We start from the raw sequence: 25,113 nt of genomic DNA, 5'->3' as shown, positions 1-25,113 counted from the left end.
GTAGGAGCGGCCTTGTGTCGCGATCGGGCTGCAAAGCAGCCCCAGCAATTTACGCGGCGAAGCTGAAATTATCGGGGGCTGCTTTGCAGCCCGATCGCGACACAAGGCCGCTCCTACAGGGGTCGCATTTGCAGGACCGCTTCTTGGTCAGCGCGGCTTGCGCAGCGCCGCATGCTGGGGGTTGAAGGTAAGGATCGCCAGCAGCGTGAACAGCGCAGTCAACCCCAGGCAAACCGCCAGTGCCAGCAGGTTCAGCCGTTCATACAATGCAAACCGCACCAATTCCACGGCATGGGTAAACGGGTTCACCGCACACAACCCGTACAGCCACTCGCTGGCCTCGCGCATCTTCCACAGCGGGTACAGCGCCGAAGACAGGAAAAACAGCGGGAAAATCACGAAATTCATTACCCCGGCAAAGTTCTCCAGCTGGCGGATGGCGTTCGACAGCAACAAGCCCAGGGCGCTGAGCATGAAGGCCACCAGCAGCAACGCCGGCAGGGCCAGTAGCAACCCCGCAGCCGGTGGCTGCACGCCGTACACCCAGGCGATGGCCAGGAAGGCATACACCTGCAGAAGGGAAATCAACGAGGTCGCCAGTAACTTGCTGGCCAGCAGGAACGGCCGCGGCAAAGGGCTGGTCAGCAGCACGCGCATGCTGCCCATCTCGCGGTCATACACCATCGACAACGAACCCTGCATGCCGTTGAACAGCAGGATCATGCAGGCCAGGCCGGGGATGATGTACACCTCGTAGGGGATGTAGGTGGCGTAGGGCTCGATGATCGCAATGCCCAGCGCTGCGCGAAAGCCGGCGGCAAACACCAGCAACCACAGCAGCGGGCGTACCAGGGCGCTGAGCAGGCGCGTGCGTTGCAGCACGAAGCGTAGCCATTCGCGCAGCATGATGCCGTTGAAACATTGCCAGTAAGCATTCATCGGGCATGGGCTCTTGTGGGCGCGCTGGTCAGGCGGGCAAAGGCGCTGTCGAGGTCGCCGCCAAGCTCAAGGCTCAGCGTATCGGCGGTGCCGCTGGCCACCAGGCGGCCCTGATGGAGGATCAGCAGGTCGTCGCTGGGCTGTACTTCGTCCAGCAGGTGGGTGGCCCAAAGCACGCTTAGCTGCTGCTCGCGGCACAGCCGCCGCAGGTGCTGGTTGAGTGCCAGGCGGCTGGCCGGGTCGAGGCCGACGCTGGCTTCGTCGAGCAGCAGCAGGCGCGGTTCGTGCAGCAGCGCGCGGGCGATTTCCACCCGGCGGCGATGGCCGATGTTCAGTTCGCGCACGCGGTCATGGCGGCGGTCGCCCAGGCCCTGGCGAGCCAGTTCGGCCTCGACCCGCTGGCTGCTCTGGCGCCGCGACAAGCCATGCAGCGCCGCGTGGTAGCGCAGGTTCTGCTCGACGCTCAGGTCCAGGTCCAGCGTGCTTTGCTGAAACACCACGCCCAACTGGCGCAGGGCCGGGCGCGGGGTGTTGCGCAGCGAGCAGCCGCACACGCGGATGTCGCCCTGCTGCAAGTCGTACAGGCGGGTAAGCAGGGCGATCAAGGTCGACTTGCCGGCGCCGTTGGGGCCCAGCAGGGCGGCGAAGCGCCCGGGCGCCAGGCTGAAACCGACCTGCCGCAGTGCTTCGCGCGGGCCGTAGGCAAAGCTGATGTCGTTGACCTCGAGGGCGTTCATGGGGTTACCACCACGCCCCAGGGGTAGCGCCCGACCTTCACCGATTTGAGCACCTTGAGCTGCTTCGCGTCGATCACCGATACGTCGCCACTGACGCCGTTGGTGGCCAGCAACTGGCTTTGGTCCGGGGTGAACGCCAGTTGCCAGACCCGCCGCCCGACCAACAGGTAGTCAAGCACCTCAAAGGTCTTGGCATCAATCACCGCCACATGGTTGGCCGGGCCGAGGGCGACGAAGGCGTACTTGCCATCGGCGCTGAGCTTGATGCCCACCGGCTGGACCTTGTCCGGGTGCACGCCCTTGATCTGGAAGTTCAGGGTTTTCAGCACCTGGCGCGTGGCCACGTCGAGGATGGTCACCGTGCCGCCGATTTCCGCCGAGGCCCACAATTTTGTTCCGTCCTGGTTGAACTCGACAAAGCGCGGGCGCTGATCGACCAGGGTGCTGTCGGCCAGGGTCTGGGTGCTGGTGTCGATCCAGTGCAGCATGTTGGTGGTTTCGCTGGTGTTGACCGCCCACTTGCCGTCGGGGCTGACCGCCATGCCTTCGGGCTCGATGCCGACATCGATCTGCCCCAGCACCTTGTCGGTCACGGTGTCGATCACCGTCACCAGCGCGTCGTCTTCGTTGGACACGTACAGCCAGCGGTCGTTGGGGTGCAGGGCGAACTGCTCGGGGTCCTTGCCGGAGGGCAGCTCCTTGATGATCTTGCGCGTGGCCACGTCCATCACCTGTACCCGGTCGGAATCGCTGGCGCAGATGTATAGCAGCTTGTTGTCATGCGACAGCAGCAGGCCGCGCGGGCGCTGGCCTACCGGCAGGGTATCGGTGACCTGCAGGGTTTGCATGTCGATCAGGCTGAGGCTGTTGTCCTTTTCGTTGGACACCCAGGCGGTGGCGGCCAGCGCGTGGCCGCTGGCCAGCGCCAGTGCGCCCGTCAGCAGGCTGGGGTAAAGCAGGGCCCGAGGGAAGAGGGGGCGGCGCATGGCGAATTCCTTATTGTTGTGGTGGTCGGCTCATGGGTAGCTGCAGGTCACTTCGGGCTTGTCATAGCCCAGGCTGTCCATTTCGTTGAAGGGGTGCAGGAAGCCGTCCTGCGGCGAGGTGCTGACCAGGGCCCGCGGTTGCACCAAGGGGATCGGCTGGCGCAGTTCACCGTTCCATGGCCGGTAACTGAGTTTGCGGCCCTTGAAACCGTCCAGTGGCAACTGCTCGCTGAGCAGCGCTTGCTGCACCGCGCGTGGTTCGGCCAGGCGCAGCTTGCTGACCGCGCTGGCAACGCTGCGTACGGCCATCCAGGCCGCGAAGTCGCGGTCGTTCATCCAGCGCCCGGCCTGGGCTTCGAAGCGCTTTTGCAACTGCGCCGCGCCAAAGGTTTCCACGGTCTTGTGCCAGCCAGTGGGGGTCAGCCCCTGGGTGCCGGCCACCGGGCGCGGGTACCAGGTCTGGTAGGGCAGGTATTCGCCAAAGTCGCCGCGCTCGTCGGCCACCAGCACCACGTCGTACTCGGTGGCTTGCGTGAACAGCGGCATGTCGGCCTGGGCGCTGCGGCGCTGGTCGTTGTCGAAGGTCCAGGTTTTTTCCGCCACCAGTTGTATGCCAAAACGCTTCGCCGAGCGGCGCAGGGCGGCCGCGTAGGCCCGGTCGTCTTCGGTCTGGCCGACCACCAGCAAGGCCCGTTGCCATTTGCGCAGCACCAGGAATTGCACCAATGCATCGGCCAGCATGGCCCGGCCCGGCAGGCTGTGCAGCACATTGCCCAGGCACTGGTTGCTGCGCAGGCTGTCGTCGGGGCTGCCGGCATTGAACAGCAGGCTATCGGGCAGCGCGGCAGACAGCGCGCGCAGGCTGGTAGCCGGGGCGTTCACCACGAACAGGCGCAGGCCCTGGTCATGCTGGGCCTTGGCCGCCTGCAGCAGTGCTTCGGCGCTGTCGACATTGGCGCTGGCCAGCTGGAACTGCTGCTTCAGGAAACGCCCGGTGCTGTTGCTGTCGACAATCGCCAGTTCTGCGCCTTGCAGCCCGGCATCGGTGGGTTCCGGGATGATCGTGGACAGCAGCGGGCCCGGGTCGGGGCGATAGCCCAGGTAGCCGATGCGCACTTGCAGCGGTTCAGCCGCCTGGCCTGGCGCGGCGGTTGCGACTGCAGCCGCAAACGTCGCAGCCAGGGCCAGCAGGCAGGTCAGGGCAAGGTGGGCAGGCTGGCGCATAACACACTCCACGGCAGATGGCGCCAGCATAGGAAGCGCGTCGGCAGCGGGAAATATGCAGAAAGTAGCGCTCGGCCGGTACCAAGGTAGTAATTTCGCGCGGCTGCCGCGGTTTTACGATGGACCGCAGCGCCCCTGAAGAGAACCGCCCATGCGCCTCATCAACCTGCCTGCGCTGTGGCGCATCAACCTTTGGGTCACTGGCTGCTTCGCCTTGGTGACAGTGGCCTGTGCCGGGGTGCTGCTGCACCAGGCGGTGGCTGACGTCGAGCGTGAGCTGCAGTCTGCCGAAGCCGTGGTGGCCTACCTTGCCGACAGCGCCGAACGCGACCCGGCCAGCCTGCAACCGAGCCTGACGCAGAACCTGCGCCATGTGCGGGTGTACTGGCTGGCACCTGGGCAGGCAGCGCCACCGTCAGACCAGACCGGTATCGATGCCTGGCTGGGCCGCCAGCTGTTCGGCGAACGCCACCGCAACGGCCGGCTGCTGGAACTGGGTGACGGGCGCCGGGTGCTGATAGCCGTGGATGCACGCGATGAAATTGACGAAGTCTGGGACTCGTTGCAGCAACTACTGAGCCTGTGCGGGTTGGCGTTGTTGTTGAGCCTGGTGACCATCCGTTGGGCAGTGCGCCGGGCCATGGGCCTGCTGGATGAGCTGTTGGGGGCATTGCGCCAGGTTTCGGCCGGGCAACTGACGGCGCGCCTGCGCGAGGCCGGGCTGCCCGAAGCGCGCCAGCTGGCGGAGCACTTCAACCGCATGGCCGCGAATCTGGAGCAGGCCCGTGCCGACAATACCCAACTGACCCAGGCCCTGCTGGCGGTGCAGGAGCAAGAGCGAACCCGGTTGGCGCAGACCCTGCACGACGATCTCGGGCAATACCTGGCCGGTATCCGCGCCCAGGGCTGCCTGCTGCGCATGGCTGCCGACCAGCCCACGGTGGTGAAGCAGACTGCGCAGGCCCTGGAGCTCAATTGCGAGCGTTTGCAGCAAGGCTTTCGAGCGCTGGTGCATGACTTGTATCCGGTCGCGCTGCAACACATGCCGCTGGCCGAAGCCTTCGGCGTGTTGGTCAGCCAGTGGCAGGCCAGCCAGGGTATCGAGTGTCGCCTGCGGGTGGGCGAGCATCTGCCAGCGCTGCCCGGGCCGAGCAGGACGCATTTGTACCGGCTGCTGCAGGAGGCGCTGACCAACGTCGCCCGGCATGCCGGTGCCAGCCAGGTGCGGGTGCGCCTGCAGCGTAGCGCCAAGGGTTTGCGCCTGTTGGTGCGTGACAATGGCCGTGGTGCGCAGCAACCCCAGCGCCACGGGGTTGGCTTGCACTCGATGGCCGAGCGCGCCCGTAGCCTGGGCGCAGATTTGCGCATCCTCAGCCGCCCGGGTGGCGGCTGGGCGCTGGCCCTGAACATTCCCAAGGAGGTGTGATGAATATCGTATTGGTCGATGACCATGCCGTGGTCCGCCAAGGCTATGCCAGCCTGTTGCGGGCGGTATTGCCGACAATGCAGGTGCGCGAGGCCGCCAGTGGCGAGGAGGCGCTGGCCCGGGTGCAGGAGCAGGTGCCCAACCTGGTGATCATGGACTTCGGCCTGCCGGGCATCAGCGGGCTGGAAACCACCCGCCGCCTGCGCCAGCGCCTGCCGCAACTGCGGGTGTTGTTCTTCAGCATGCACGACGAGCTGCCGCTGGTGCGCCAGGCGCTGGAGGCAGGGGCTTCGGGCTACCTGACCAAGAACTCGGCGCCCGAGGTGCTGATCGAAGCAGTGCAGCGGGTGCTGGCCGGGCATGCCTACATTGAACAGCCGTTGGCTACGCAATTGGCCTGCACCTCACCACAAGGCGAAAGCGACCCGCGCCTGCAGCGCATGACCCAGCGTGAGCTGGAGATTTTCACCATGCTGGCCAAGGGCACCCCGGCGCGAATGATTGCCGAACAGCTGTGCATCAGTGCCAAGACCGTGTCCAACCACTTGACCTTGCTCAAGAGCAAGCTGCAGGTCAGCTCGCATGCCGAGCTGGTGCATGTGGGCATTGACCTTGGGTTGGTGCGGGTAGCGGGGTAGCGTTCCAGCCGTTCGCTCATTGCTTCAGCAAGGCTGCAAGGGCCCTGCATGGCACGTACCAGAAGCAGCCAATCATGAAATTTTCCATAGCTAGCTAATCAAAGCTTTGACATTCACTGCCTAGGCAGTAATATTTTTACACAATTACCCGAGCAGTCACCGATGGCCCACTTCTCCCCCGAAAACTTCCAGACCTGCGCCATTGGCATGCTGCTTGGCCGCGCGGCGATCCTCAAGGATCGCATTCTCGACTGGCACCTCGAATCAGAGGGCGTCACCGCTGCGCAGTTCAAGGTGCTGATCATCGTTACCCAGTACCAGGTGGATACACCGGCCGAGCTGTGCCGCTACCTGGGCCTGGACAGCGGTTCGATGACCCGCATGCTCGACCGCCTCGAGCAGAAGGAACTGATCGTGCGCAACCGCTGCGCCGACGACCGCCGTCAGGTGCGCCTGGCGCTTAGCGCCGACGGCCAGCGCCTGGCCGACCGCCTGCCGGAAATCGGCGCCGCCGCCATGAACGAATTGTGCGGCGTGCTGGCCCCAGAAGAGCTGAAAAACCTGGAAGGCCTGCTGGCCAAGGTCTTGCTCGCTGCTGGCGACCCGTTGACGATCCGCCGTTTTGGCGACCGTTGATCCCTGTTACGAATTATCCAAGGTATTGTCATGGCCACTCCCGCAGACACCCCGACTCCCACTGCAGCGCCCGAGCCGTCGCGCAAGCGCAAGGCCTGGCTGCTAGGCCTGCTGTTGCTGGTGATCCTTGCCGCTATCGGCACCTGGGCCTGGTACAGCCTGGTCGGCCGCTGGCACGAAAGCACCGACGATGCCTACGTGAACGGCAACGTGGTGGAGATCACCCCGTTGGTCACCGGTACCGTCACCAGCATTGGCGCCGATGACGGCGACCTGGTGCATGCCGGCCAGGTGCTGCTGCAGTTCGACCCGGCCGACAGCGAAGTGGCCCTGCAGTCCGCCGAAGCCAAGCTGGCGCGCAGCGTGCGCCAGGTGCGTGGGCTGTACAGCAACGTCGACTCGCTCAAGGCCCAGCTGGAAACCCGCCAGGCTGAACTGCGCAAGGCGCAGCAGGACTTCAACCGGCGCAAGGTGCTGGCCGACAGCGGTGCGATCGCCGCCGAAGAGCTGTCCCATGCCCGCGACGACCTGAGCGTGGCCCAGGCTGCCGTGAACAGCGCGCGCCAGCAACTGAGCACCAGCAGTGCGCTGGTCGACGACACCGTGGTGTCCTCGCACCCCGAGGTCATGGCCGCCGCCGCCGACCTGCGCCAGGCTTACCTCGACCATGCCCGTACCACGCTGGTGGCGCCGGTCACCGGCTACGTTGCCAAGCGCACTGTGCAACTGGGCCAGCGCCTGCAGCCAGGCACCGCGACCATGGCCGTGATCCCGCTGGACCAGGTGTGGATCGACGCCAACTTCAAGGAAACCCAGCTGCGTGACATGCGCATCGGCCAGCCGGTTGAAATCAGCGCCGACCTGTACGGCGGCGAGGTCAAGTACAGCGGCACGGTCGACAGCCTTGGCGCCGGCACGGGCAGCGCCTTCGCCCTGTTGCCGGCGCAGAACGCCACCGGAAACTGGATCAAGATTGTCCAGCGGGTACCGGTGCGTATTCACCTGAGCCCCGACCAACTCAAGGACCACCCGCTGCGCATTGGCCTGTCCACTGTGGTGGAAGTCGACCTGCACGACCAGAGCGGCCCGACGTTGGCCCAGCAGCCACCGCAGAAGGCCAGCTACACCACCCAGGTGTATGACCGCCAACTGGTCGAGGCCGACAACCTGATTGCCCAGCTGATTCACGAAAACAGCGCACCTGGCAAGACGGCGCAGCGATGAGCAACAATGCCGCTGCCCAGTTCACGCCGCCAAGCCTGCTGCTGACCACCATCGGCCTGTCGCTGGCGACATTCATGCAGGTGCTCGACACCACCATTGCCAACGTGGCCTTGCCGACCATTTCCGGCAACCTGGGGGTGAGCTACGAGCAGGGCACCTGGGTCATCACTTCGTTCGCGGTGAGCAACGCCATCGCCTTGCCGCTGACCGGCTGGCTAAGCCGGCGTTTTGGTGAGGTGAAGCTGTTCATCTGGGCCACGCTGTTGTTCGTGCTGGCGTCGTTCCTGTGCGGTATTGCCCAGTCGATGCCGGAACTGGTCGGTTTTCGTGTGTTGCAAGGTGTAGTCGCCGGGCCGTTGTACCCGATGACACAGACCTTGCTGATTGCCGTGTACCCCCCGGCGAAACGGGGGATGGCCCTGGCGCTGCTGGCGATGGTCACGGTGGTGGCGCCGATTGCCGGGCCGATTCTCGGTGGCTGGATCACTGACAGCTACAGCTGGCCATGGATTTTCTTCATCAACATACCGATCGGCCTGTTCGCCGCTGCCGTGGTGCGTCAGCAGATGCGCACGCGGCCAGTGGTTACCAGTCGCCAGCCGATGGACTACATCGGCCTGCTGACGCTGATTATCGGCGTGGGTGCGTTGCAGGTGGTGCTGGACAAAGGCAACGACCTGGACTGGTTCGAGTCGTCGTTCATCATTGTTGGCAGCCTGATTTCGGTGGTGTTCCTGGCGGTATTCGTGATCTGGGAGCTGACCGACCGTCACCCGGTGGTCAACCTGCGCCTGTTCGTGCACCGCAACTTCCGCGTTGGCACCATTGTGCTGGTCGGGGGCTATGCGGGGTTCTTCGGCATCAACCTGATCCTGCCGCAATGGTTGCAGACGCAGATGGGGTATACGGCGACCTGGGCGGGCCTGGCGGTGGCGCCGATCGGTTTGCTGCCGGTGATCATGTCGCCGTTCGTAGGCAAGTATGCGCACCGTTTCGACCTGCGGGTGCTGGCGGGGCTGGCGTTTCTGGCGATCGGTACCAGCTGCTACATGCGGGCCGGGTTTACCAGTGAGGTGGACTTCCAGCATGTGGCGTTGGTGCAGCTGTTCATGGGGATTGGTGTTGCGTTGTTCTTCATGCCGACCTTGAGCATCCTGCTGTCCGACCTGCCGCCGCACCAGATTGCCGATGGTTCGGGGCTGGCGACCTTCCTGCGGACTTTGGGCGGGAGCTTTGCGGCTTCGTTGACGACGTGGATCTGGATTCGGCGGGCAGACCAGCATCATGCCTACCTGAGCGAGAACATCAGCCAGTTCGACCCGGCGACGCGGCATACCCTTGAGCAGCTGGGCGGGGCCAGCCCGCAGAGTTATGCGCAGCTGGAGCAGATACTCAACGGGCAGGCCTACATGATGTCCACGGTGGACTACTTCACCTTGATGACCTGGGTGTTTGCCGGGTTGATCCTGTTGGTGTGGTTTGCCAAGCCACCGTTTACCGCCAAGGCGGGGCCAGCGTCGGCAGGGCATTGATGCAACTATGCAGGAGCCTCCTGCTCCTGCTCCTGCTCCTGCTCTTGCTTTTGCTTTTGCTTTTGCTTTTGCTTCTAAGCGCGCGAAAGTCCAGGCGACACAGATTGCGACTTCAGGAGGCCGGATGACGGGAGCCAGTGTACGGGTCACTCACATGGGTAACATAAAAGTTCACTCACATAGGCGACACTTTGAGCGTCACATAGCCATCAAGGCTGTGAAGCTTGGGCGCCGGTTTTGATGTAGCGAAAACTCCATTTGCGATGGCGACGCTTACTCACCTTTTCGCCCTTACGGCGAGTCACTTTTTGTCAGACGCGACAAAAAGTAACCAAAAAACGCTGCGCTCCGATCATCCGGCCCCTACGCTGCGCTCCGGGGTTCCCTCTCTCCGGCCTTGCTCCCGGCAGGACCGCGCTGCAGGCCCCATCCTGGGGCCCAGCGCTTGACGGGCATCCATGCCCGTCACCTGCCTACGCAAAGCCTGCGTTCGGCCTCCTGAAGTCGCGAAGATCAAGATCAAGATCAAGATCAACAGCCAGATCAAGATCAACAGCCAGATCAACAGCAGCGCAACAGCTGATGGATGTCTGTGCTGATCTTCGTCATTCCAATGCAGCGCCATATCGCCTATTGTCGATATTCCCTTCCCAAAACGAATGGCACATTCATGGAGAACGTCATCGTCATCACCGGCGGCAGCCGCGGCATCGGCGCCGCTACAGCGCTGCTGGCCGCCCGCCAGGGTTATCGCATCTGCATTAACTACCACGCCGACGACCAGGCCGCCGAAACCGTCCTCAACCAGGTCCGTGACCTTGGCGCCGAGGCCATTGCCGTACGCGCCGATGCCAGCGTCGAAGATGAGATCATCCAGCTGTTCCAGCGCGTCGACGAAGAACTCGGCCCGGTCACCGCACTGGTCAATAATGCCGGCACCATCGGCCAGCAAAGCCGCGTCGAGGACATGTCCGAGTTCCGCCTGCTGAAAATCATGAAAACCAACGTCGTCGGCCCCATGCTCTGCGCCAAACACGCCCTGCTACGCATGGCACGCCGGCATGGCGGGCAGGGCGGGGCCATCGTCAACGTCTCGTCAATGGCCGCGCGCCTCGGCTCGCCCAACGAATATGTCGACTACGCCGCCTCCAAGGGCGCGCTGGATACCTTTACCATCGGCCTGGCCAAAGAAGTGGCAGGCGAGGGCGTGCGGGTCAATGGTGTGCGCCCCGGCTATATTCATACCGGCTTCCATGCCCTGTCTGGCGACCCCGACCGCGTCAGCAAGCTGGAACCCGGCTTGCCCATGGGGCGCGGTGGGCGCCCTGAAGAAGTAGCCGAGGCCATTCTCTGGCTGCTCTCGGACAAAGCCTCCTATTCCACCGGCAGCTTCATCGACCTGAGCGGCGGGCGCTAGGCTTTCAAACCCCAGGCACCTGCCGCTTCACTGTTCAAGCATCTCGCTGACACGCTGAATCAGTGCCGGCAAGGTAAACGGCTTGGTCAGTACGCTCATGCCTTCTTCCAGGGTGCCATCGGCAAGTACCGCGTGCTCATCGTAGCCGGTAACAAACAGGACCTTCAGGCCAGGGTAGGCCACGCGCAACCTGTCGGCCAACTGCCGCCCGTTGAGCCCGCCCGGTAACCCGACGTCGCTGATCAGCAAGTCGGGCTGCGGGCAGCCTGCCAGCCGGGCAAGCGCGCCCGGCCCGTCCTCGAACACCCTGACCTCATGGCCCAGGTCATTCATCGCTTCTGCAATGACCATGCGCATGGCACTTTCGTCTTCAACCACAACGATGTCACGCACGCCCTGCCCAGGCCGTGGCGCCGGCAGGTCCGGCGCCTCAACGCGTCGAGGGGCAGGGCAGGCAAGGTGCCGCGGTAGCAACAAGCTTACCTGGGTGCCCTCACCCAGCACCGACTCGATACGCAGTTGGCCCCCGGACTGGCGAACGAAGCCGTAGACCATCGATAGACCCAGCCCGGTGCCACGCCCCAGCGGTTTGGTGGTGAAAAACGGGTCGACGGCACGCGCCCGAATCTCGCCGCTCATGCCACGACCGTCGTCCTCGACACTCAGGCAAAGGTATTCGCCAGGTTCCAGTTGCAGTGGCTCGGCAACCTCTACGGGCAGTACCACGTTGTCCAGTAGGATGCGGATCTGCCCGCCGGCAGGCATCGCATCGCGCGCGTTGATACACAGGTTGAGCAGCGCGCTCTCGAGCTGCGGCGGGTCGATGCGCACTACCCAGGCAGCTGCATTGCCGTGGTAATCGAGCGTGATGTGCGGACCGATACTGCGGCCGATGAGTTCCAGCATGTCACTGACCAGCTCGGCAACATCTGTGGGGCGTGGCTGCAAGGTTTGCTGCCGGGAGAAAGCCAGCAAGCGATGGATCAGCGCGGCGGCCCGTTGCGCAGCGCCATGGGCGCTCTCCAGCAGCGGGGGAACTGTGGCCTGTTGCTGTTCATCACCCAGTCTGAGCCTGGCCAGATCGAGGGCGCCGAGAATGCCACCGAGCAAGTTGTTGAAGTCGTGGGCAAGGCCACCTGTCAACTGGCCAACGGCTTCTACTTTTTGCGCCTGGTGCAATGCGGCTTCGGCTGCCAGGCTCTTGGCCACAGCCTGCTTCACGCGTTCTTCGAGCTCTTCGTTCAGGGCGCGCAGTGCGTTCTCGGCCCGTTTACGCGCCGTCACGTCACGGAAGATCACCGCCACCAGGTGGTCTTCAGCCGGTTCGATGCGAATCGCCGCCAAGCCCAGGCAGCGGTCGGTGGCGAGCAGTTCGTGCTCGAAGTACAGGGGTTCACCGGTACGCTCAACGGTGCCAAAGTAATCCAGCCACACATGCGCCTCGTCCGGGATTACTTCACGCAACGTCCGCCCTGCAACATTGGGCAAGCCGGCATGGCGGCAGTAAGCCGGGTTGGCCATCAGGTGGATGTAGTCACTCAAAGGGCCCATGGGGCCATCGATGAACTGGATGATGCAGAAGCCTTCTTCCATGTTTTCGAACAGGAACCGGTAACGTTCGGCCTGTTTCGCGCGTTGTTCCATCTCGAAAAGTTGATGCTGTAGCTGGCTGTTTTGCCGCTCAAGCCGGGCGATGCGATCGTGCAGGCTTTGTACTTGTTCAGTTGGGCTCTGTATGAAATGACTGGCCATCCATCGCACTCCACTCCGTTAGCGAAACTGGGTCAGCATTTTCGCCACCCTGTCGCTCAGGGTACTCAGGTCAAAAGGCTTGGTCAGTACGCTGGAGTGTTCCAGTGTCTGCCCCTGGTTCAATACTGCGCTTTCATCGTAACCGGTAATGAACAGCACGGGCGTATGCGGATGCCGCGCCTGGCAACGCTCGGCGACTTGCCGGCCATTGAGCCCACCGGGCAGGCCGATATCACTGATCAACAGATGCGGAGGCTGGGAGCCCTCAAGGTAGGCCAGCGCTGCGGGCCCGGTAGCGAACGCCTTGACGGCATGGCCCAGCTCTTCGAGTGCTTCGGTGATCACTTCACGCAGCGAGGCTTGATCCTCCACCAACACAATGCGTGCGCAAGCCATGGCGGGTGCTTCACGAGGTGTAAGCACCCCGTGGCGTGCTGCGGGTTCATGACCTCGATGACGAGGCAGGTACAGCGCAACATGCGTCCCTGTGCCGGGGCTGGATTCAATCTGCAGCTGGCCACCGGACTGGCGCACAAAGCCATAGACCATGGACAACCCAAGGCCGGTACCCTGGCCCATGGGCTTGGTGGTGAAGAAGGGGTCGATCGCCTGCGCCATAACCTCGGCCGACATGCCCAGGCCATTGTCCTTGACCCCCAGGCGTATGTAGTCGCCTGGCTTCAGGTCAAGTGGCTGCGCGCGCTGTGCGTCGAGGGTAAGGTTCTCGCCGTAAAGCGACACTGTGCCACCACCAGGCAGGGCGTCGCGTGCATTGAGGCACAGGTTGAGCAGGGCACTTTCCAGCTGTGGTGGGTCAATGAAGGTTGGCCAGAGCTTTTCGGCTAGATGGTTATGCAGTTCGATGGCAGGGCCGATACTGCCGTGGATCAATGCCTCCATGCCCGAAACCAGGCTGACCACGTCGGTGGGTTGCGGCAGCAGGGTTTGCTGGCGGGAAAATGCCAGCAGCCTGTGCACTACGGCAGAGGCCCTTTGCGCCGAACCCCTGGCGACCTTGAGCAAGTCGGGCAACTGATCGAAGCGTGATTGTTCAAGGCGCCGCTGCATCAGTTCTTGTGCGCCCAGAATGCCCCCGAGCAGGTTGTTGAAATCATGGGCGATGCCACCACTCAAGTGGCCCACCGCCTCCATTTTCTGGGCCTGGCGCAATGCCTGCTCGGCAGCCAGCAGGCGCTGCTGGTCGGCAACCCGCTCGCCGATGTCATAGGCAAACAGGTACGCGCAGTTAACGGCGCCATCAGCGTCGCGCATGCAATTGAAGCGCATCTCGTAATGCCGTGTGGTGTTGGCACCGAACACGCCGGTCGTGGTGAACTGTTCGCCGGCCAAGGCGCGTTGCCACAGGGGTATGACCAGGGCCTGGTCGTGAGGGTTCGCGCTCATCAGCTCGCTCAGGCTGTCACCTACCTGTGGCGTTGCCCCGTAGATCGCATGGAAGTCGTGTTGGGCCTGGCGGTTGATGGCTACCCAACGCAGCGCCGGGTCTATCACATGTACGTTGGCAATGCTGTGTTCGACCAGTTCGGCAAACCGGGTGCGCTCGGCCAATGCCGCGCGTACCCGCTGTTCCAGCTCGTCGTTGAGGCGTTGCAATGCCTCTTCAGCCCGGCGGCGTTCGGTCACGTCCTTGAACAGCACGGCCACTTGGCGTTTGTGGGCCGGCTCTATGCGAAAGGTGGTCACTGACAGTACATGGCCAGTGGCGACCAGTTCCTGCTCGAACTGCAATGGTTCACCGGTACGCAGCACTGTCCCGTAGCGGGCTACCCAGTCGTCGGCCTCGTCGGGCACCATCTCGCGCAGCTTCTGCCCGACCACGTCAGGAATACCGGCGTGCTTGGCGTAGGCGGCGTTGGCCAGCACATGGACATAATCGCTCAGCGGGCCATGGGGGCCATCGAAGAACTCGATGATGCAAAACCCTTCATCCATGGTGTCGAACAGAAAGCGGTAGATATTCTGGTCGAGATCCTGCTGTTGCCTGAGCTGTGACTCGAGTTGTGCATTGCGCCGTTGCAGCGTTTCGATTTGCATGCGCAAGCTGGGCAGGTCGCGGTGGGGCATGGCCAGTTCCAATAAAAAAGATGCGCGGGACTTTAACGCGCCGGCCCGCCGAGCGTATAGCCGCTCATGATTGCGGCGGTGTGTCTGCCAGCATCTGCGCTACATGCTGGTTGAGTGAGGCCAGGTCGAATGGCTTGTACAGCACGGCACGGCGCCGAGCGGGTGCAAGGTCGACCCGCTCGCAGGTGTAACCGGTGATGTACAGCACCGGCACCTGTGCGGGCAACGCTGTGGCCAGTTGTGGGCCGCTGATGCTTCCCGGCAGGCCTATATCGGTGATCAGCAGATCTGGCAGCAAGCCGCCCTGTAGCGCAGCCGCCGCACTGTGCCCGTCGGCGAAAGCCTGTATGTCGTACCCTTGCTCTTGCAGTATCTCGCTGATTACCAAGCGCATGGTCTCTTGGTCTTCCACCAGCATGATTACCCTGGAGGCCTTCGCAGGCATGGCCGGCAATGGCTGAGCGACTGCCGGCAGGGGAAGGCTGGTTGCCTCACCCTTTGGCAGGTAGATGTCGATACAGGTCCCTTGCCCTGGCACACTGTTGATGTGCAGTTGCCCGCCGGACTGACGGACGAATCCATACACGATCGATAGCCCCAGCCCCGAGCCTTGGCCCAACGGTTTGGTGGTGTAGAACGGCTCTATCGCGCGCTGCAGCACGTTGCCGGGCATGCCGATGCCACTGTCACTGACGCTGATGTGCAAGTAGTCGCCTGCCGGCAAATCCAGGGTGCGCGCCTGCTCCAGGCTCAACGCCTGGTTGGCGCTGCGAATGCACAGTGTGCCACCCGCTGGCATGGCGTCGCGGGCATTGATGCACAGGTTCAGCAGGCCGCTTTCCAGTTGCGGCGGGTCGATCTGTATCAGCCATTGGCCGGCCTGTGTCCGGTCAATGAAGTCGATGCCCGGATGCAGCGAACTTTTGATCAGTTCATGCATGCCGGCCACCAGCTGCTGCACATCTACCGTCTGCGGCATCAAGGTCTGCTGGCGAGAGAATGCCAACAGGCGTTGCACCAGCGAAGTTGCCCGCTGGGCCTCCTGCCGGGCCACGCCAATCAGCCGGGCAGCGTCCGGGTAGCGCTGCTCGGCCTGGCGCTGTGCGGTCATTTCCAGCGCCCCCAGGATGCTGCCCAACAGGTTGTTGAAATCGTGGGAAATACCACTGGTCAACTGGCCAACCGCTTCCATTTTCTGTGACTGGCGCAGGGTTTCTTCGATCTCGCGCAGGCGTTCCTGCTCGGCGACACGCTCCGTCACATCGTAAGCAAACAGGAAGCCACCCTGGACTCGGTGCTGGGCGTCACGCAACGGGCTGTAGCGGATCTCGTAATGGCGCCAGTCTCCCTCGAGGCCCAAGGCGATAGTGTCGACAAACGCTTCACCAGCAAGGACGCGAGGCCATACAGGCGCCAGCCTGCTCATGATATCTGGCTGGCGCGACAGGAACTGCGGAATATAGTCCCCCACCTTGGGCACGAAGCCGCGATGGCGCTTGAAGGTCTCCTGGGCGGTGCGGTTGATCGCCAGCAACCTGAAGTGGCGGTCGGCAGCGAACACGTTGGCCACGCTGTTGTCGACCAGTTCGCCAAGCAGTTTGTTGCTGGCCTGTTCCTTGCCGACTCTGGCCTCCAGCTCCTGATTGAGCGCTTGCAGCCTGTCGAGGGTCACTTGCTCACCCGGCACCCCGGTAAAGATCACCGCCACACGCTTTTGGCTGGCGGGCTCCAGGCGGTGCACCGACAGGCTGAGCCAGCGGTCGCTCACAGCAAGGCGCTCTTCGAACTGTAACGATTGGCCAGAGCGGGCGACCTGGGCAAAGCGCGGTAGCCAGGTGTCGATTTCGTCAGGAATGGTTTCGCGAGCGGTCTGGCCCAACTGCTTGGTGTGGGCGGTGTGCTTCAGGCAGGCGTCATTGGCCATGATGTAGCGGTAATCGTGTAGCTCGCCGGCACTGTTTTCGAGCAGTTCGAGTACGCAGATGCCTTCGTGCATGCTGGCAGCCATGACGTCGTAGCAGGCCGCCTTGAGGCGCAGCGCGCTGTTCTGCGCCTCCAGTTCAAGCAGTTTTTCTTGCAGTTGTTTTATGCAAACCGGTGCGTCGTCAGGCAGCATGTTGACTTTCCGAGGTGCAGGCCCGACAAATATAGCTGGTGCCGGGAAATCTTTGCTCAGAAAGACCGAATTATCCGCCCCAGGGTTTCCATGGCCCGTTCAGCGCCCTCATGCCAAGGGCTGCCGTAGTTCAGGCGGATGCAGTTGCCGAAGCGCCGGGTGGGCGAGAAGATCGGCCCGGGGGCGATGCTGATGCCTTGCGCCAGGGCCATGTGGAACAGCTTGAGGGCGTCCATCTGCTCGGGCAGCTCCAGCCACAGGAAGTACCCCCCCGAGGGTTGGCTGGCCCGTGTCTGCGCCGGGAAGTGCCGGGCGATGGCCGCCAGCATGTTGGCCTGCTGGCCTTCCAGTGCGTAGCGCAACTTGCGCAGGTGGCGATCGTAGCCTCCGTGCTGCAGGTAATCGGCGATGGCCGCCTGGGCCGGCATCGAGGCGCACAGCGAGGTCATCAGTTTCAGCCGCTCGATTTTCTGCGCAAAGCGCCCGGCCGCCACCCAGCCGATGCGGTAGCCCGGTGCCAGGCTCTTGGCGAACGAGCCGCAGTGCATCACCAGGCCTTGGGTATCGAAGGCCTTGGCTGGCTTGGGCGCCTGTTGCGAGTAGTACAGCTCGGCATACACGTCATCTTCAATCAGCGGCACTTGATGGCGGGTGAGCAACTCCACCAAGGCCTGCTTCTTCGCCTCGGGCATGCTCGCGCCCACTGGGTTCTGGAAGTTTGTCATGCACCACACGGCTTTTACCGGGTGTTTTTCCAGCGTCTGCGCCAGCACGCTCAGGTCCATGCCCTCGCGCGGGTGCACCGGGATCTCCACCGCCTTGAGCTTGAGGCGTTCCAGCACCTGCAGGCAGGCATAGAACGCCGGGGCCTCGATAGCCACCAGGTCACCGGGCTGGGTTACCGCTTGCAGGCACAGGTTCAGTGCCTCCAGGGCACCGTTGGTGATCAGCAGTTCTTCCATTGGCAGCATCAGCCCGCCAACCATGTAGCGCAGGGCAATCTGCCGGCGCAGCTGCGGGTTGCCGGGCGACAGGTCGGTTACCACCATGCGCGGGTCCATGCTGCGGCTGGCGCTGGCCAGCGAGCGTGACAGGCGTTGCAGCGGGAACAGTTCAGGGCTGGGGAAGGCTGAACCGAACGGGACGGTGTTGGGGTCCTTCATCGAGTCGAGGATCGAGAACACCAGTGCGCTGACGTCGACGTCGGTCGACTCGCTGACCGGCTGCAGCGCCTGCGGCTCGCTGAACTGGCGCGGGGCGTGAGCGTTGACGAAATACCCCGAGCGCGGCCGGGCGCGGATAAGCCCGCGCCGCTCCAGCAGGTAGTAGGCCTGGAACACCGTGGATGGGCTGACCCCGTGGGTCTGGCTGGCATAGCGTACCGAAGGCACGCGCTGGCCGGGGCTCAGCACCCCGGAGCGGATCAGTTCGGCAATGTCGTCGGCGAAGCGTTCGTAGCGTTTCATTCTGGCCTTCTGTCGAAGCCTGGCAGGCAAGGTGGTGTCAGTGTAAGGGATCAACGGTTCATCGGTGCGACGAAGCGGCTGTGGGCCACGCTGCGAATGGCAGGGTCGGCAAGCTCACTGATTTCGAAGCTCAGCGTTTGCGAGCTGCTGCTCGGGCGCTCGGCGAGCATCGCCACCGACACGGGCAATTCGCTCATTTCGCCGGCGGGGATGACCAGTGTGGTGTTGCCCTGCAAGGTAAAACCTTCGGCATCCAGCAGGCGCAGCTGGTAGTACTGGGTGCGTTCGGTCTTGTTGATGATCTTGAGCAGGTAGATGTTCTCGATCTGGCCCAAGGCATTTTCGCGGAACAGGCCGCGGTCCTTGATCACATCCATCGATACCATCGGGCGCAGCTGCAGGGCCACTACCAGCGCCGCGATCATGACGACCAGCGCTATGGCATAACCCAGGAGGCGCGGGCGCAGCCAGTGGGTGGTGCCGCCTTGCAGGTTGTGTTCGGACTTATAGCCGATCAGGCCGCGGGCATAGCCCATCTTGTCCATGACCCCGTCACAGGCGTCGATGCACGCGGCGCAACCGATGCAGGCCATCTGCAGGCCGTCGCGAATATCGATGCCGGTAGGGCACACCTGCACGCACAGGGTACAGTCGATGCAATCGCCCAGGCCCTGGGCGTGAACGTCACTGCCTTTCTTGCGCGGGCCACGGGTTTCGCCGCGGCGTGGGTCATAGGCGACGGCCAGGGTGTCCTTGTCGAACATCACACTCTGGAAGCGCGCATAGGGGCACATGTGCAGGCACACTGCTTCGCGTAGCAGGCCGGCATTGATGTAGGTGGCAGCGGTGAAGAACAGCACCCAGAACAGCGCCACGCCGCCCAGTTGCAAGGTGAACAGTTCTGCTGCCAGTGGCCGGATCGGGGTGAAGTAGCCGACGAAGGTCAAACCGGTCAGCACGCCGATGATGAGCCACAGGCCGTGCTTGAGCGTGCGGCGCGCCAGTTTGTTCAGGCTCCACGGTGCGGCGGCCAGTTTGATGCGCTGGTTGCGGTCACCCTCGGTCACCTTTTCGCACCACATGAACAGCCAGGTCCAGGTACTTTGCGGGCAGCTGTAGCCGCACCACACGCGCCCGGCGTACACGGTGATGGCGAACAGGCCAAAGGCGCAGATGATCAGCAGCGCCGACAGCAGGATGAAATCCTGTGGCCAGAAGGTGGCACCGAAGATGTGGAATTTGCTGTCGGCCAGGTCCCACAGCACGGCTTGGCGACCGTTCCAGTTCAGCCAGGCGGTGCCGAAGAACAGCACGAACAGGGCGCCGGCAAAGCCGATACGCAGGTTACGGTACAGCCCGGTAAAGCTGCGGGTGTGGATGCCGCTGTCGATGCGTTGCGGTTTGGGGCTGGCTGGGGCGGTGGCGATCTCTGTAAAAAGAATCTTATCGTTCATGGCTCGGTGCTCATCAGGCCTCGATCAGGCATGAGCACTATGGCGCCGAAGCTGTTATCAGCACAGGTTCAGATTTTACGATAAAAACCATATCAGATTTGCCGCCTGACCCCGCCAGGCCTCAGATTACCGAGCCTGGCGTGCTGGCCTTCAGGTGCCTGCGGCTATCCACCGCACCTGCCACGGTCAATGCATCGGCCTCGGCTTCGGTAATCGGCACGCGTTGGCCGGCAAGCAGGGCCACTGACATGCGCAGCTGCTCGTCGGTGATGATTTCGATATCCGGGCCATCGCCCTCGATTCGCAGGTTTTCGCCAATCAAGGTACAGCGGCGGGTGGCTTCGTCGATTTCAACGGGCATGGTGTGGTCCTCCTGGGGTGGTTACAGGGTGGACCGCAGCGAGGGGCGGGTTGCTGCATTGGCGGGCTGGGCGGCACTTTGTGGTGTGTGTGGAGGTCAGTTTTTGTAGAGGGCAGGCCGGGCCTATTCGCGGGTAAACCCGCTCCTACAACGACCGCGCGTCGGGTTCGCATCCTTTGTAGGAGCGGGTTTACCCGCGAAGAGGCCGGCCCTGCTGACACAATGCTTAGCATGGGAACAGGTCAATGGACCTCATCTGGCAAACAATCCAGGCCGAATTCGCCGATATCACAGACCAGCGCGAGGTCATCAAGGTCGTTGTACGCCTGCTGATGGCAGCCGTACTCGGTGCAGTGCTGGGCTTTGAGCGCGAACACAAAGGCAAGTCCGCCGGCGTGCGCACGCACATGCTGGTGTCGCTGGGCGCTGCGTTGTTCGTGCTGGCACCGAGCATGGCCGGGGCCGACGAGCAGGCGCTAAGCCGGGTTATCCAGGGTATCGTCGCCGGTATCGGCTTTCTCGGTGCGGGCACCATACTCAAGGGTAACGGCAAGGACACCAGCCACGTGAAGGGCCTGACGACCGCCGCCGGGTTATGGATGACCGCGGCCATCGGCACGGCAGCCGGCATGGGCCGCGAAGCCACGGCGCTGATCAGTACGTTACTGGCCCTGCTGGTGCTGGGCACGATGCCGTTGCTGGTAGAGAAGGTGGAGGGGCAAGACGAGGAAAAGCAGGAGGAGGAAGAGGGCAGGAAGCACTGAGGGGAGCCGAAGCTCCCCTCAAAGCGTTGTTGCCTGCTCTTTTTTATTATTGGGACTGGCCTGTTGTTGTTTTTGGCAGCCTGTCCTGGTGTTGCGGGCGACCCCCATGCGGGGTCAAGAGCAAACGTATTTTTTTGAGCGCTGACCTGCCTTCATCATTGCTGATCCGAACCTGGCTGCCGCTACCTTGAGGTAGTTTTATTGTTCTGTGCCAGACCGCGGGGCGTACCCCTGAAAAGCGTGTCGACTTCAAAAAGATCTGCTTGCTACGCCTCTGCCGTGTTGTTCTTGTTATGTCAGAGCCGTTACCTGTTGTTTTTATTGGGTGTCACATTTTTTTTGTTCTTGTACCAAAGATATAGCAGGGTGCGTGCCAACTTTTTCAAATCCTTTAAAATCAAGCACTTAGCCGTTTACGAAAAAACCTTAGGCCTGAAATTCTGTCGATTTGTTTCCCTGTTACCCGATTTTTTGCTGTGAAATGTGGGGGAGGTAACACTTCACCCACATCTGTGTGACACCGGTATGACTTATTGCGCGCTGCGCGCCCTCGCTACCCGCGACCCGTTGTCGCGGCCTAGCACGCCGCTGATACGTTGACCAGCGGCAATCAGCCGATCAAGATCGATGCCGGTTTCAATGCCCAGCCCTTGCAGCAGGTACACCACATCTTCGCTGGCGATATTGCCGGTAGCACCTTTGGCGTACGGGCAGCCGCCCAGGCCGGCGACCGAGCTGTCAAACACGCTGATGCCTTCGAGCAGGCTGGCATAGACGTTGGCCAGGGCCTGGCCGTAGGTGTCATGGAAGTGCCCGGCCAGTTGCTCGCGTGGCACTTGCGCTGCGACCACTTCGATCAGGCGCCGTGTGTCACCGGCGGTGCCGGTGCCGATGGTGTCGCCCAACGACACTTCGTAGCAGCCCATTTCATGCAGGGCACGGGCCACCGGGGCCACCTGCTCGGCGCTGACCTTGCCTTCATAGGGGCAGCCGAGCACGCACGATACATAGCCACGCACCCGCACCCCGTGGCTGCGTGCAGCGTCCATGATTGGCTCAAAGCGCTTGAGGCTGTCGCTGATCGAGCAGTTGATATTGCGCTGCGAGAACGCTTCGGAGGCAGCAGCGAACACCGCCACTTCCTTCACGCCTGCCGCCAGTGCGTCCTCGAAGCCGCGCAGGTTGGGTGCCAGCGCTGCGTAGGTAACACCGGGGCGCTGCTGGATGCTGGCGAACACTTCGGCCGAGCCGGCCATTTGCGGCACCCACTTGGGCGAAACGAAACTGCCCACTTCTATATAGGCCAGGCCCGCTTCGGTAAGGTCGTCTACCAGGCGCACCTTGTCGGCAACGCTGATGGGCTGGGCTTCGTTCTGCAGGCCGTCGCGGGGGCCGACTTCGACCAGGCGGACGTGTTTGGGCAAGGACATGGCGGGTTTCCTGTGGCGTTCAGCGGTTGTCTTTGTTGTTCAGGGTGGCGGCCAGGGCTTGTTCGCAGCGCTCCTGGGCAGTGTCCAGTTCCAGTTGCATCTGGTGGATGTCGAGCATCTGCTGCTCCAGCTGGGCGCGGCGTTCGGCGATTTTCGCCAGCATGCTGTTGAGCTGCTTGAGGTTGCCGCTGGTGGGGTCGTACAGCTCGATCAGTTCGCGGCACTCGGCCAGGGAAAAGCCGATGCGCTTGCCACGCAGGATGAGCTTGAGGCTGACCTTGTCGCGCGGCGAGTAGATACGTTCCAGGCCACGGCGCTCGGGGGTTAGCAGGCCCTGTTCCTCGTAGAAGCGGATTGCGCGGGTGGTGATGTCCAGCTCGCGGGACAGGTCGGAGATGCTGTAGGTCTGGGTGCTCATGCTGGGGCTCGGCGTGGGGTATGCGGGTATCCTGAGGGTAGGTTGACGTTTACGTCAAGCAAGGGATGAAGATGTGTGGTGGCTGTGCGGGCCTCTTCGCGGGTGAACCCGCTCCCACAGGTTCACTACAGGTTCGGATGTTGTGCACTACCTGTGGGAGCGGGTTCACCCGCGAAGAGGCCAGCACAGGCAAGCACAGATCACTCAGGCTGCACCGCCCGCCGATACCCATTCGGCGTCTGCCCACTCAACCGCTTGAACCACCTTGCAAAATACGTAGGGTCGCTGAACCCCAGGCTATCGGACAACTGCCCAATGCTCATGCGCGTATAGATCAGGCTGCGCCGCGCCTCCAGCAGCAACCTTTGGTGCACCACCTGCAGCGCCGTCTGCCCACTCAGCGCCCGGCATAGCTGGTTCAATTGCAAGCTTGGAACATTCAACCGCGCCGCAAAAATCTCCACCGACAGGTGCTCGCGATAATGCGCTTCGACCAGGCGCAAATACTGCCCCAGCAACTGGCGGTCACGTTCATCGCGGTTGCGCGGCGCCTGCCCCAGTTGCTGGCGGCGGCTGATCCACACCATCAGCGTTGTCACCAGCGCCTCGAGCATCGGCGCGCGCGCCGGGGCATTGCCCTGGTATTCCTGCTGCAAGGTATCGATCAGGCTGCGCAGGTGCGCGCGGTCATGGCCCAGCGGGTAACACGCCGGTTTCGCCAGCACCGTCAGCGGCATGCCCAGGCGCTGTTCCAGGTTCGCCACCAGTGCGGTGCCGAAAGTGAGCACATAGCCCTGGATATCCGCACTGAAGCGAAAACCATGCACGGTCATCGGTGGCACCACCTGGATCGCCGCCTCGCCGATGGCACTGCGCACGCCCTCGATCTCTACCTGGGCCTGGCCGCGTTGCACGTATAGCAACTGGAACAGCTCGGCATGCTGGTGCGGCTTGATCTCCCAGTGGTGCAGGCGGCTACGGGCCGGGATCGACTCACAGTGCAGCAGGTCGGTGCCGGGCCAGGCCTGGTTTTCGCCATACAGCTTGAACAGCGGAACGCCGGGGAGGGTGGGCTTCATTTGGGTTGGCCTGTCCGTTAATCGAACGATTTTTATAAAAGTGCAGTTTTTGCATGGAATAGCACAGCTCAGTGGCTGTTTTTGCCAGTAAAAATGCAAGGGCAAACCCTAACAGCAGATGCCGCTCCACTGCCAGTGCTGGGCCGGCATCGTCCGAACAGAGACAACAACAATGAAAACTCAGGTTGCAATTATTGGTGCAGGTCCGTCTGGCCTATTGCTGGGCCAACTGCTGCACAAGGCCGGTATCGACAACGTCATCGTCGAGCGCCAGACAGCCGAGTACGTGCTTGGCCGCATTCGCGCCGGGGTGCTTGAGCAAGGCACGGTCGACCTGCTGCGCGAAGCCGGCGTGGCCGAGCGCATGGACCGCGAAGGCCTGGTGCACGAAGGTGTCGAATTGCTGGTGGGTGGCCGCCGCCAACGCCTGGACCTCAAGGCCCTGACCGGCGGCAAGACGGTAATGGTCTACGGCCAGACCGAAGTTACCCGTGACCTGATGCAGGCCCGTGAAGCCAGCGCAGCGCCGATCATCTATTCAGCCAGCAACGTTCAGCCCCATGAGCTGAAGGGCGAAAAGCCCTACATCACCTTCGAGAAAGACGGCCAGGTACAGCGCCTGGACTGCGACTATATCGCCGGTTGTGACGGCTTTCATGGTGTCTCGCGGCAGAGCATTCCCGAAGGCGTGCTGAAGCAGTATGAGCGGGTTTACCCGTTTGGCTGGCTGGGCCTGCTGTCGGATACGCCGCCGGTCAACCACGAACTGATCTACGCCCACCACGAGCGCGGCTTCGCGCTGTGTAGCCAACGCTCGCAAACCCGCAGCCGCTACTACCTGCAGGTGCCGTTGCAGGACCGCGTCGAGGAATGGTCCGACGAGCGCTTCTGGGAAGAACTGAAAGCCCGTTTGCCCGCCGATGTGGGAGCCGACCTGGTCACGGGGCCGGCCCTGGAGAAAAGTATCGCGCCGCTGCGCAGCCTGGTGGTGGAGCCCATGCAGTATGGCCACCTGTTCCTGGTGGGCGACGCCGCGCACATCGTCCCGCCGACCGGCGCCAAGGGCTTGAACCTGGCGGCCTCGGATGTCAATTACCTGTACCGGATCCTGGTCAAGGTATACCGCGAAGGGCGTACCGACCTGCTGCAGCAATACTCGCCGCTGGCCCTGCGCCGGGTGTGGAAGGGTGAGCGTTTCAGCTGGTTCATGACCCAGTTGCTGCATGACTTTGGTAGCCACAAGGATGCCTGGGACCAGAAGATGCAGGAGGCCGACCGCGAGTACTTCCTGACCTCGCCGGCGGGGCTGGTGAACATTGCCGAGAACTATGTGGGCCTGCCGTACGAAGAAGTGGTCTGAAGGGCAGCCACGCAACATCTGTAGGAGCGGCCTTGTGTCGCGATCGGGCCGCATAGCGGCCCCAGGGTT

Annotated in this window: 21 protein-coding genes; 8 read left to right on the top strand and 13 right to left on the bottom strand. The window is 62.9% G+C overall.

Annotation, left to right across the window (positions count from 1 at the left end; all coding sequences use genetic code 11):
• Positions 1-147: 147 nt before the first annotated feature.
• The 4 genes from IAE39_RS22860 to IAE39_RS22845 are packed head-to-tail and all read right to left on the bottom strand — an operon-like array spanning position 148 to position 3,886.
• Complete coding sequence (locus IAE39_RS22860; protein WP_201206799.1) at positions 148-939, bottom strand: ABC transporter permease; 792 nt, start codon at positions 937-939, stop codon at positions 148-150.
• The gene (locus IAE39_RS22855; RefSeq protein WP_201206797.1) at positions 936-1,676 is read right to left on the bottom strand and encodes an ABC transporter ATP-binding protein; all 741 of its coding nucleotides are present in this window, start codon (positions 1,674-1,676) and stop codon (positions 936-938) included. The genes IAE39_RS22860 and IAE39_RS22855 overlap by 4 nt, the downstream gene beginning before the upstream one ends.
• On the bottom strand, positions 1,673-2,662 hold the full coding sequence (locus tag IAE39_RS22850) for a YVTN family beta-propeller repeat protein (protein ID WP_201206795.1): 990 nt from the start codon (positions 2,660-2,662) through the stop codon (positions 1,673-1,675). The genes IAE39_RS22855 and IAE39_RS22850 overlap by 4 nt, the downstream gene beginning before the upstream one ends.
• Before the next feature lie 30 nt (positions 2,663-2,692).
• Positions 2,693-3,886, bottom strand: a complete 1,194-nt coding sequence (locus IAE39_RS22845; protein WP_201206794.1) for an ABC transporter substrate-binding protein — start codon at positions 3,884-3,886, stop codon at positions 2,693-2,695.
• A 151-nt stretch (positions 3,887-4,037) separates the two neighbouring features.
• Here IAE39_RS22845 and IAE39_RS22840 point away from each other — a divergent pair, with 151 nt between their 5' ends.
• From IAE39_RS22840 to IAE39_RS22815, 6 genes are all read left to right on the top strand, one after another.
• Positions 4,038-5,312: a HAMP domain-containing sensor histidine kinase gene (locus tag IAE39_RS22840; RefSeq protein ID WP_201206792.1), complete on the top strand. Its 1,275-nt coding sequence runs from the start codon at positions 4,038-4,040 to the stop codon at positions 5,310-5,312.
• Complete coding sequence (locus tag IAE39_RS22835; RefSeq protein ID WP_201206790.1) at positions 5,312-5,950, top strand: response regulator transcription factor; 639 nt, start codon at positions 5,312-5,314, stop codon at positions 5,948-5,950. Before IAE39_RS22840 ends, IAE39_RS22835 begins: the two co-directional genes overlap by 1 nt.
• 162 nt (positions 5,951-6,112) lie before the next feature.
• Positions 6,113-6,586: a MarR family winged helix-turn-helix transcriptional regulator gene (locus IAE39_RS22830; protein WP_201206788.1), complete on the top strand. Its 474-nt coding sequence runs from the start codon at positions 6,113-6,115 to the stop codon at positions 6,584-6,586.
• A 30-nt stretch (positions 6,587-6,616) separates the two neighbouring features.
• Positions 6,617-7,810, top strand: a complete 1,194-nt coding sequence (locus IAE39_RS22825; RefSeq protein ID WP_201206785.1) for an HlyD family secretion protein — start codon at positions 6,617-6,619, stop codon at positions 7,808-7,810.
• Positions 7,807-9,342, top strand: a complete 1,536-nt coding sequence (locus IAE39_RS22820) for a DHA2 family efflux MFS transporter permease subunit (RefSeq protein WP_201206784.1) — start codon at positions 7,807-7,809, stop codon at positions 9,340-9,342. Before IAE39_RS22825 ends, IAE39_RS22820 begins: the two co-directional genes overlap by 4 nt.
• A gap of 670 nt (positions 9,343-10,012) precedes the next feature.
• Complete coding sequence (locus IAE39_RS22815; protein WP_201206782.1) at positions 10,013-10,759, top strand: SDR family oxidoreductase; 747 nt, start codon at positions 10,013-10,015, stop codon at positions 10,757-10,759.
• Between the two features lie 27 nt (positions 10,760-10,786).
• Here the strand turns inward: IAE39_RS22815 and IAE39_RS22810 are convergent, their stop codons facing one another.
• The 6 genes from IAE39_RS22810 to IAE39_RS22785 all read right to left on the bottom strand — a co-directional run bounded on the left by IAE39_RS22810 (position 10,787) and on the right by IAE39_RS22785 (position 19,993).
• Positions 10,787-12,403, bottom strand: coding sequence for an ATP-binding protein (locus IAE39_RS22810; protein ID WP_442968458.1), 1,617 nt, complete (start codon positions 12,401-12,403; stop codon positions 10,787-10,789).
• 126 nt (positions 12,404-12,529) lie between these two features.
• Entirely contained in the window at positions 12,530-14,596 is a 2,067-nt protein-coding gene (locus IAE39_RS22805; protein WP_201206778.1) for a PAS domain-containing protein, read from the bottom strand.
• Positions 14,597-14,660: 64 nt separating this feature from the next.
• The gene (locus IAE39_RS22800) at positions 14,661-16,283 is read right to left on the bottom strand and encodes a PAS domain-containing sensor histidine kinase (RefSeq protein WP_328825626.1); all 1,623 of its coding nucleotides are present in this window, start codon (positions 16,281-16,283) and stop codon (positions 14,661-14,663) included.
• Between the two features lie 485 nt (positions 16,284-16,768).
• A complete protein-coding gene (gene mapR, locus IAE39_RS22795; protein ID WP_201206774.1) occupies positions 16,769-18,178 on the bottom strand; it encodes a GntR family transcriptional regulator MpaR in 1,410 nt (469 codons plus the stop codon).
• 50 nt (positions 18,179-18,228) lie between these two features.
• The gene (ccoG, locus tag IAE39_RS22790; protein WP_201206772.1) at positions 18,229-19,632 is read right to left on the bottom strand and encodes a cytochrome c oxidase accessory protein CcoG; all 1,404 of its coding nucleotides are present in this window, start codon (positions 19,630-19,632) and stop codon (positions 18,229-18,231) included.
• A 121-nt stretch (positions 19,633-19,753) separates the two neighbouring features.
• The gene (locus tag IAE39_RS22785; RefSeq protein ID WP_201206770.1) at positions 19,754-19,993 is read right to left on the bottom strand and encodes a DUF3203 family protein; all 240 of its coding nucleotides are present in this window, start codon (positions 19,991-19,993) and stop codon (positions 19,754-19,756) included.
• Positions 19,994-20,238: 245 nt separating this feature from the next.
• On the opposite strand from IAE39_RS22785, the gene IAE39_RS22780 reads away from it, so the two are divergent.
• Positions 20,239-20,757: an MgtC/SapB family protein gene (locus tag IAE39_RS22780; RefSeq protein ID WP_201206768.1), complete on the top strand. Its 519-nt coding sequence runs from the start codon at positions 20,239-20,241 to the stop codon at positions 20,755-20,757.
• Between the two features lie 530 nt (positions 20,758-21,287).
• Here IAE39_RS22780 and IAE39_RS22775 read toward each other — a convergent pair.
• The 3 genes from IAE39_RS22775 to IAE39_RS22765 all read right to left on the bottom strand — a co-directional run bounded on the left by IAE39_RS22775 (position 21,288) and on the right by IAE39_RS22765 (position 23,684).
• Entirely contained in the window at positions 21,288-22,187 is a 900-nt protein-coding gene (locus IAE39_RS22775; RefSeq protein ID WP_201206766.1) for a hydroxymethylglutaryl-CoA lyase, read from the bottom strand.
• Positions 22,188-22,206: 19 nt separating this feature from the next.
• Positions 22,207-22,605, bottom strand: a complete 399-nt coding sequence (locus IAE39_RS22770; RefSeq protein WP_201206764.1) for a MerR family transcriptional regulator — start codon at positions 22,603-22,605, stop codon at positions 22,207-22,209.
• Positions 22,606-22,805: 200 nt separating this feature from the next.
• Entirely contained in the window at positions 22,806-23,684 is an 879-nt protein-coding gene (locus IAE39_RS22765) for a helix-turn-helix domain-containing protein (protein ID WP_201206762.1), read from the bottom strand.
• 172 nt (positions 23,685-23,856) lie between these two features.
• Between IAE39_RS22765 and pobA the strand changes: the two genes are divergently transcribed.
• The gene (gene pobA / locus IAE39_RS22760) at positions 23,857-25,044 is read left to right on the top strand and encodes a 4-hydroxybenzoate 3-monooxygenase (protein ID WP_201206760.1); all 1,188 of its coding nucleotides are present in this window, start codon (positions 23,857-23,859) and stop codon (positions 25,042-25,044) included.
• The last annotated feature ends 69 nt before the right edge of the window (positions 25,045-25,113 follow it).

The sequence above is a fragment of the Pseudomonas sp. S37 genome (assembly GCF_016658545.1).
Classification (GTDB): domain Bacteria; phylum Pseudomonadota; class Gammaproteobacteria; order Pseudomonadales; family Pseudomonadaceae; genus Aquipseudomonas.
This window is presented reverse-complemented; position numbering and strand designations above follow the sequence as displayed.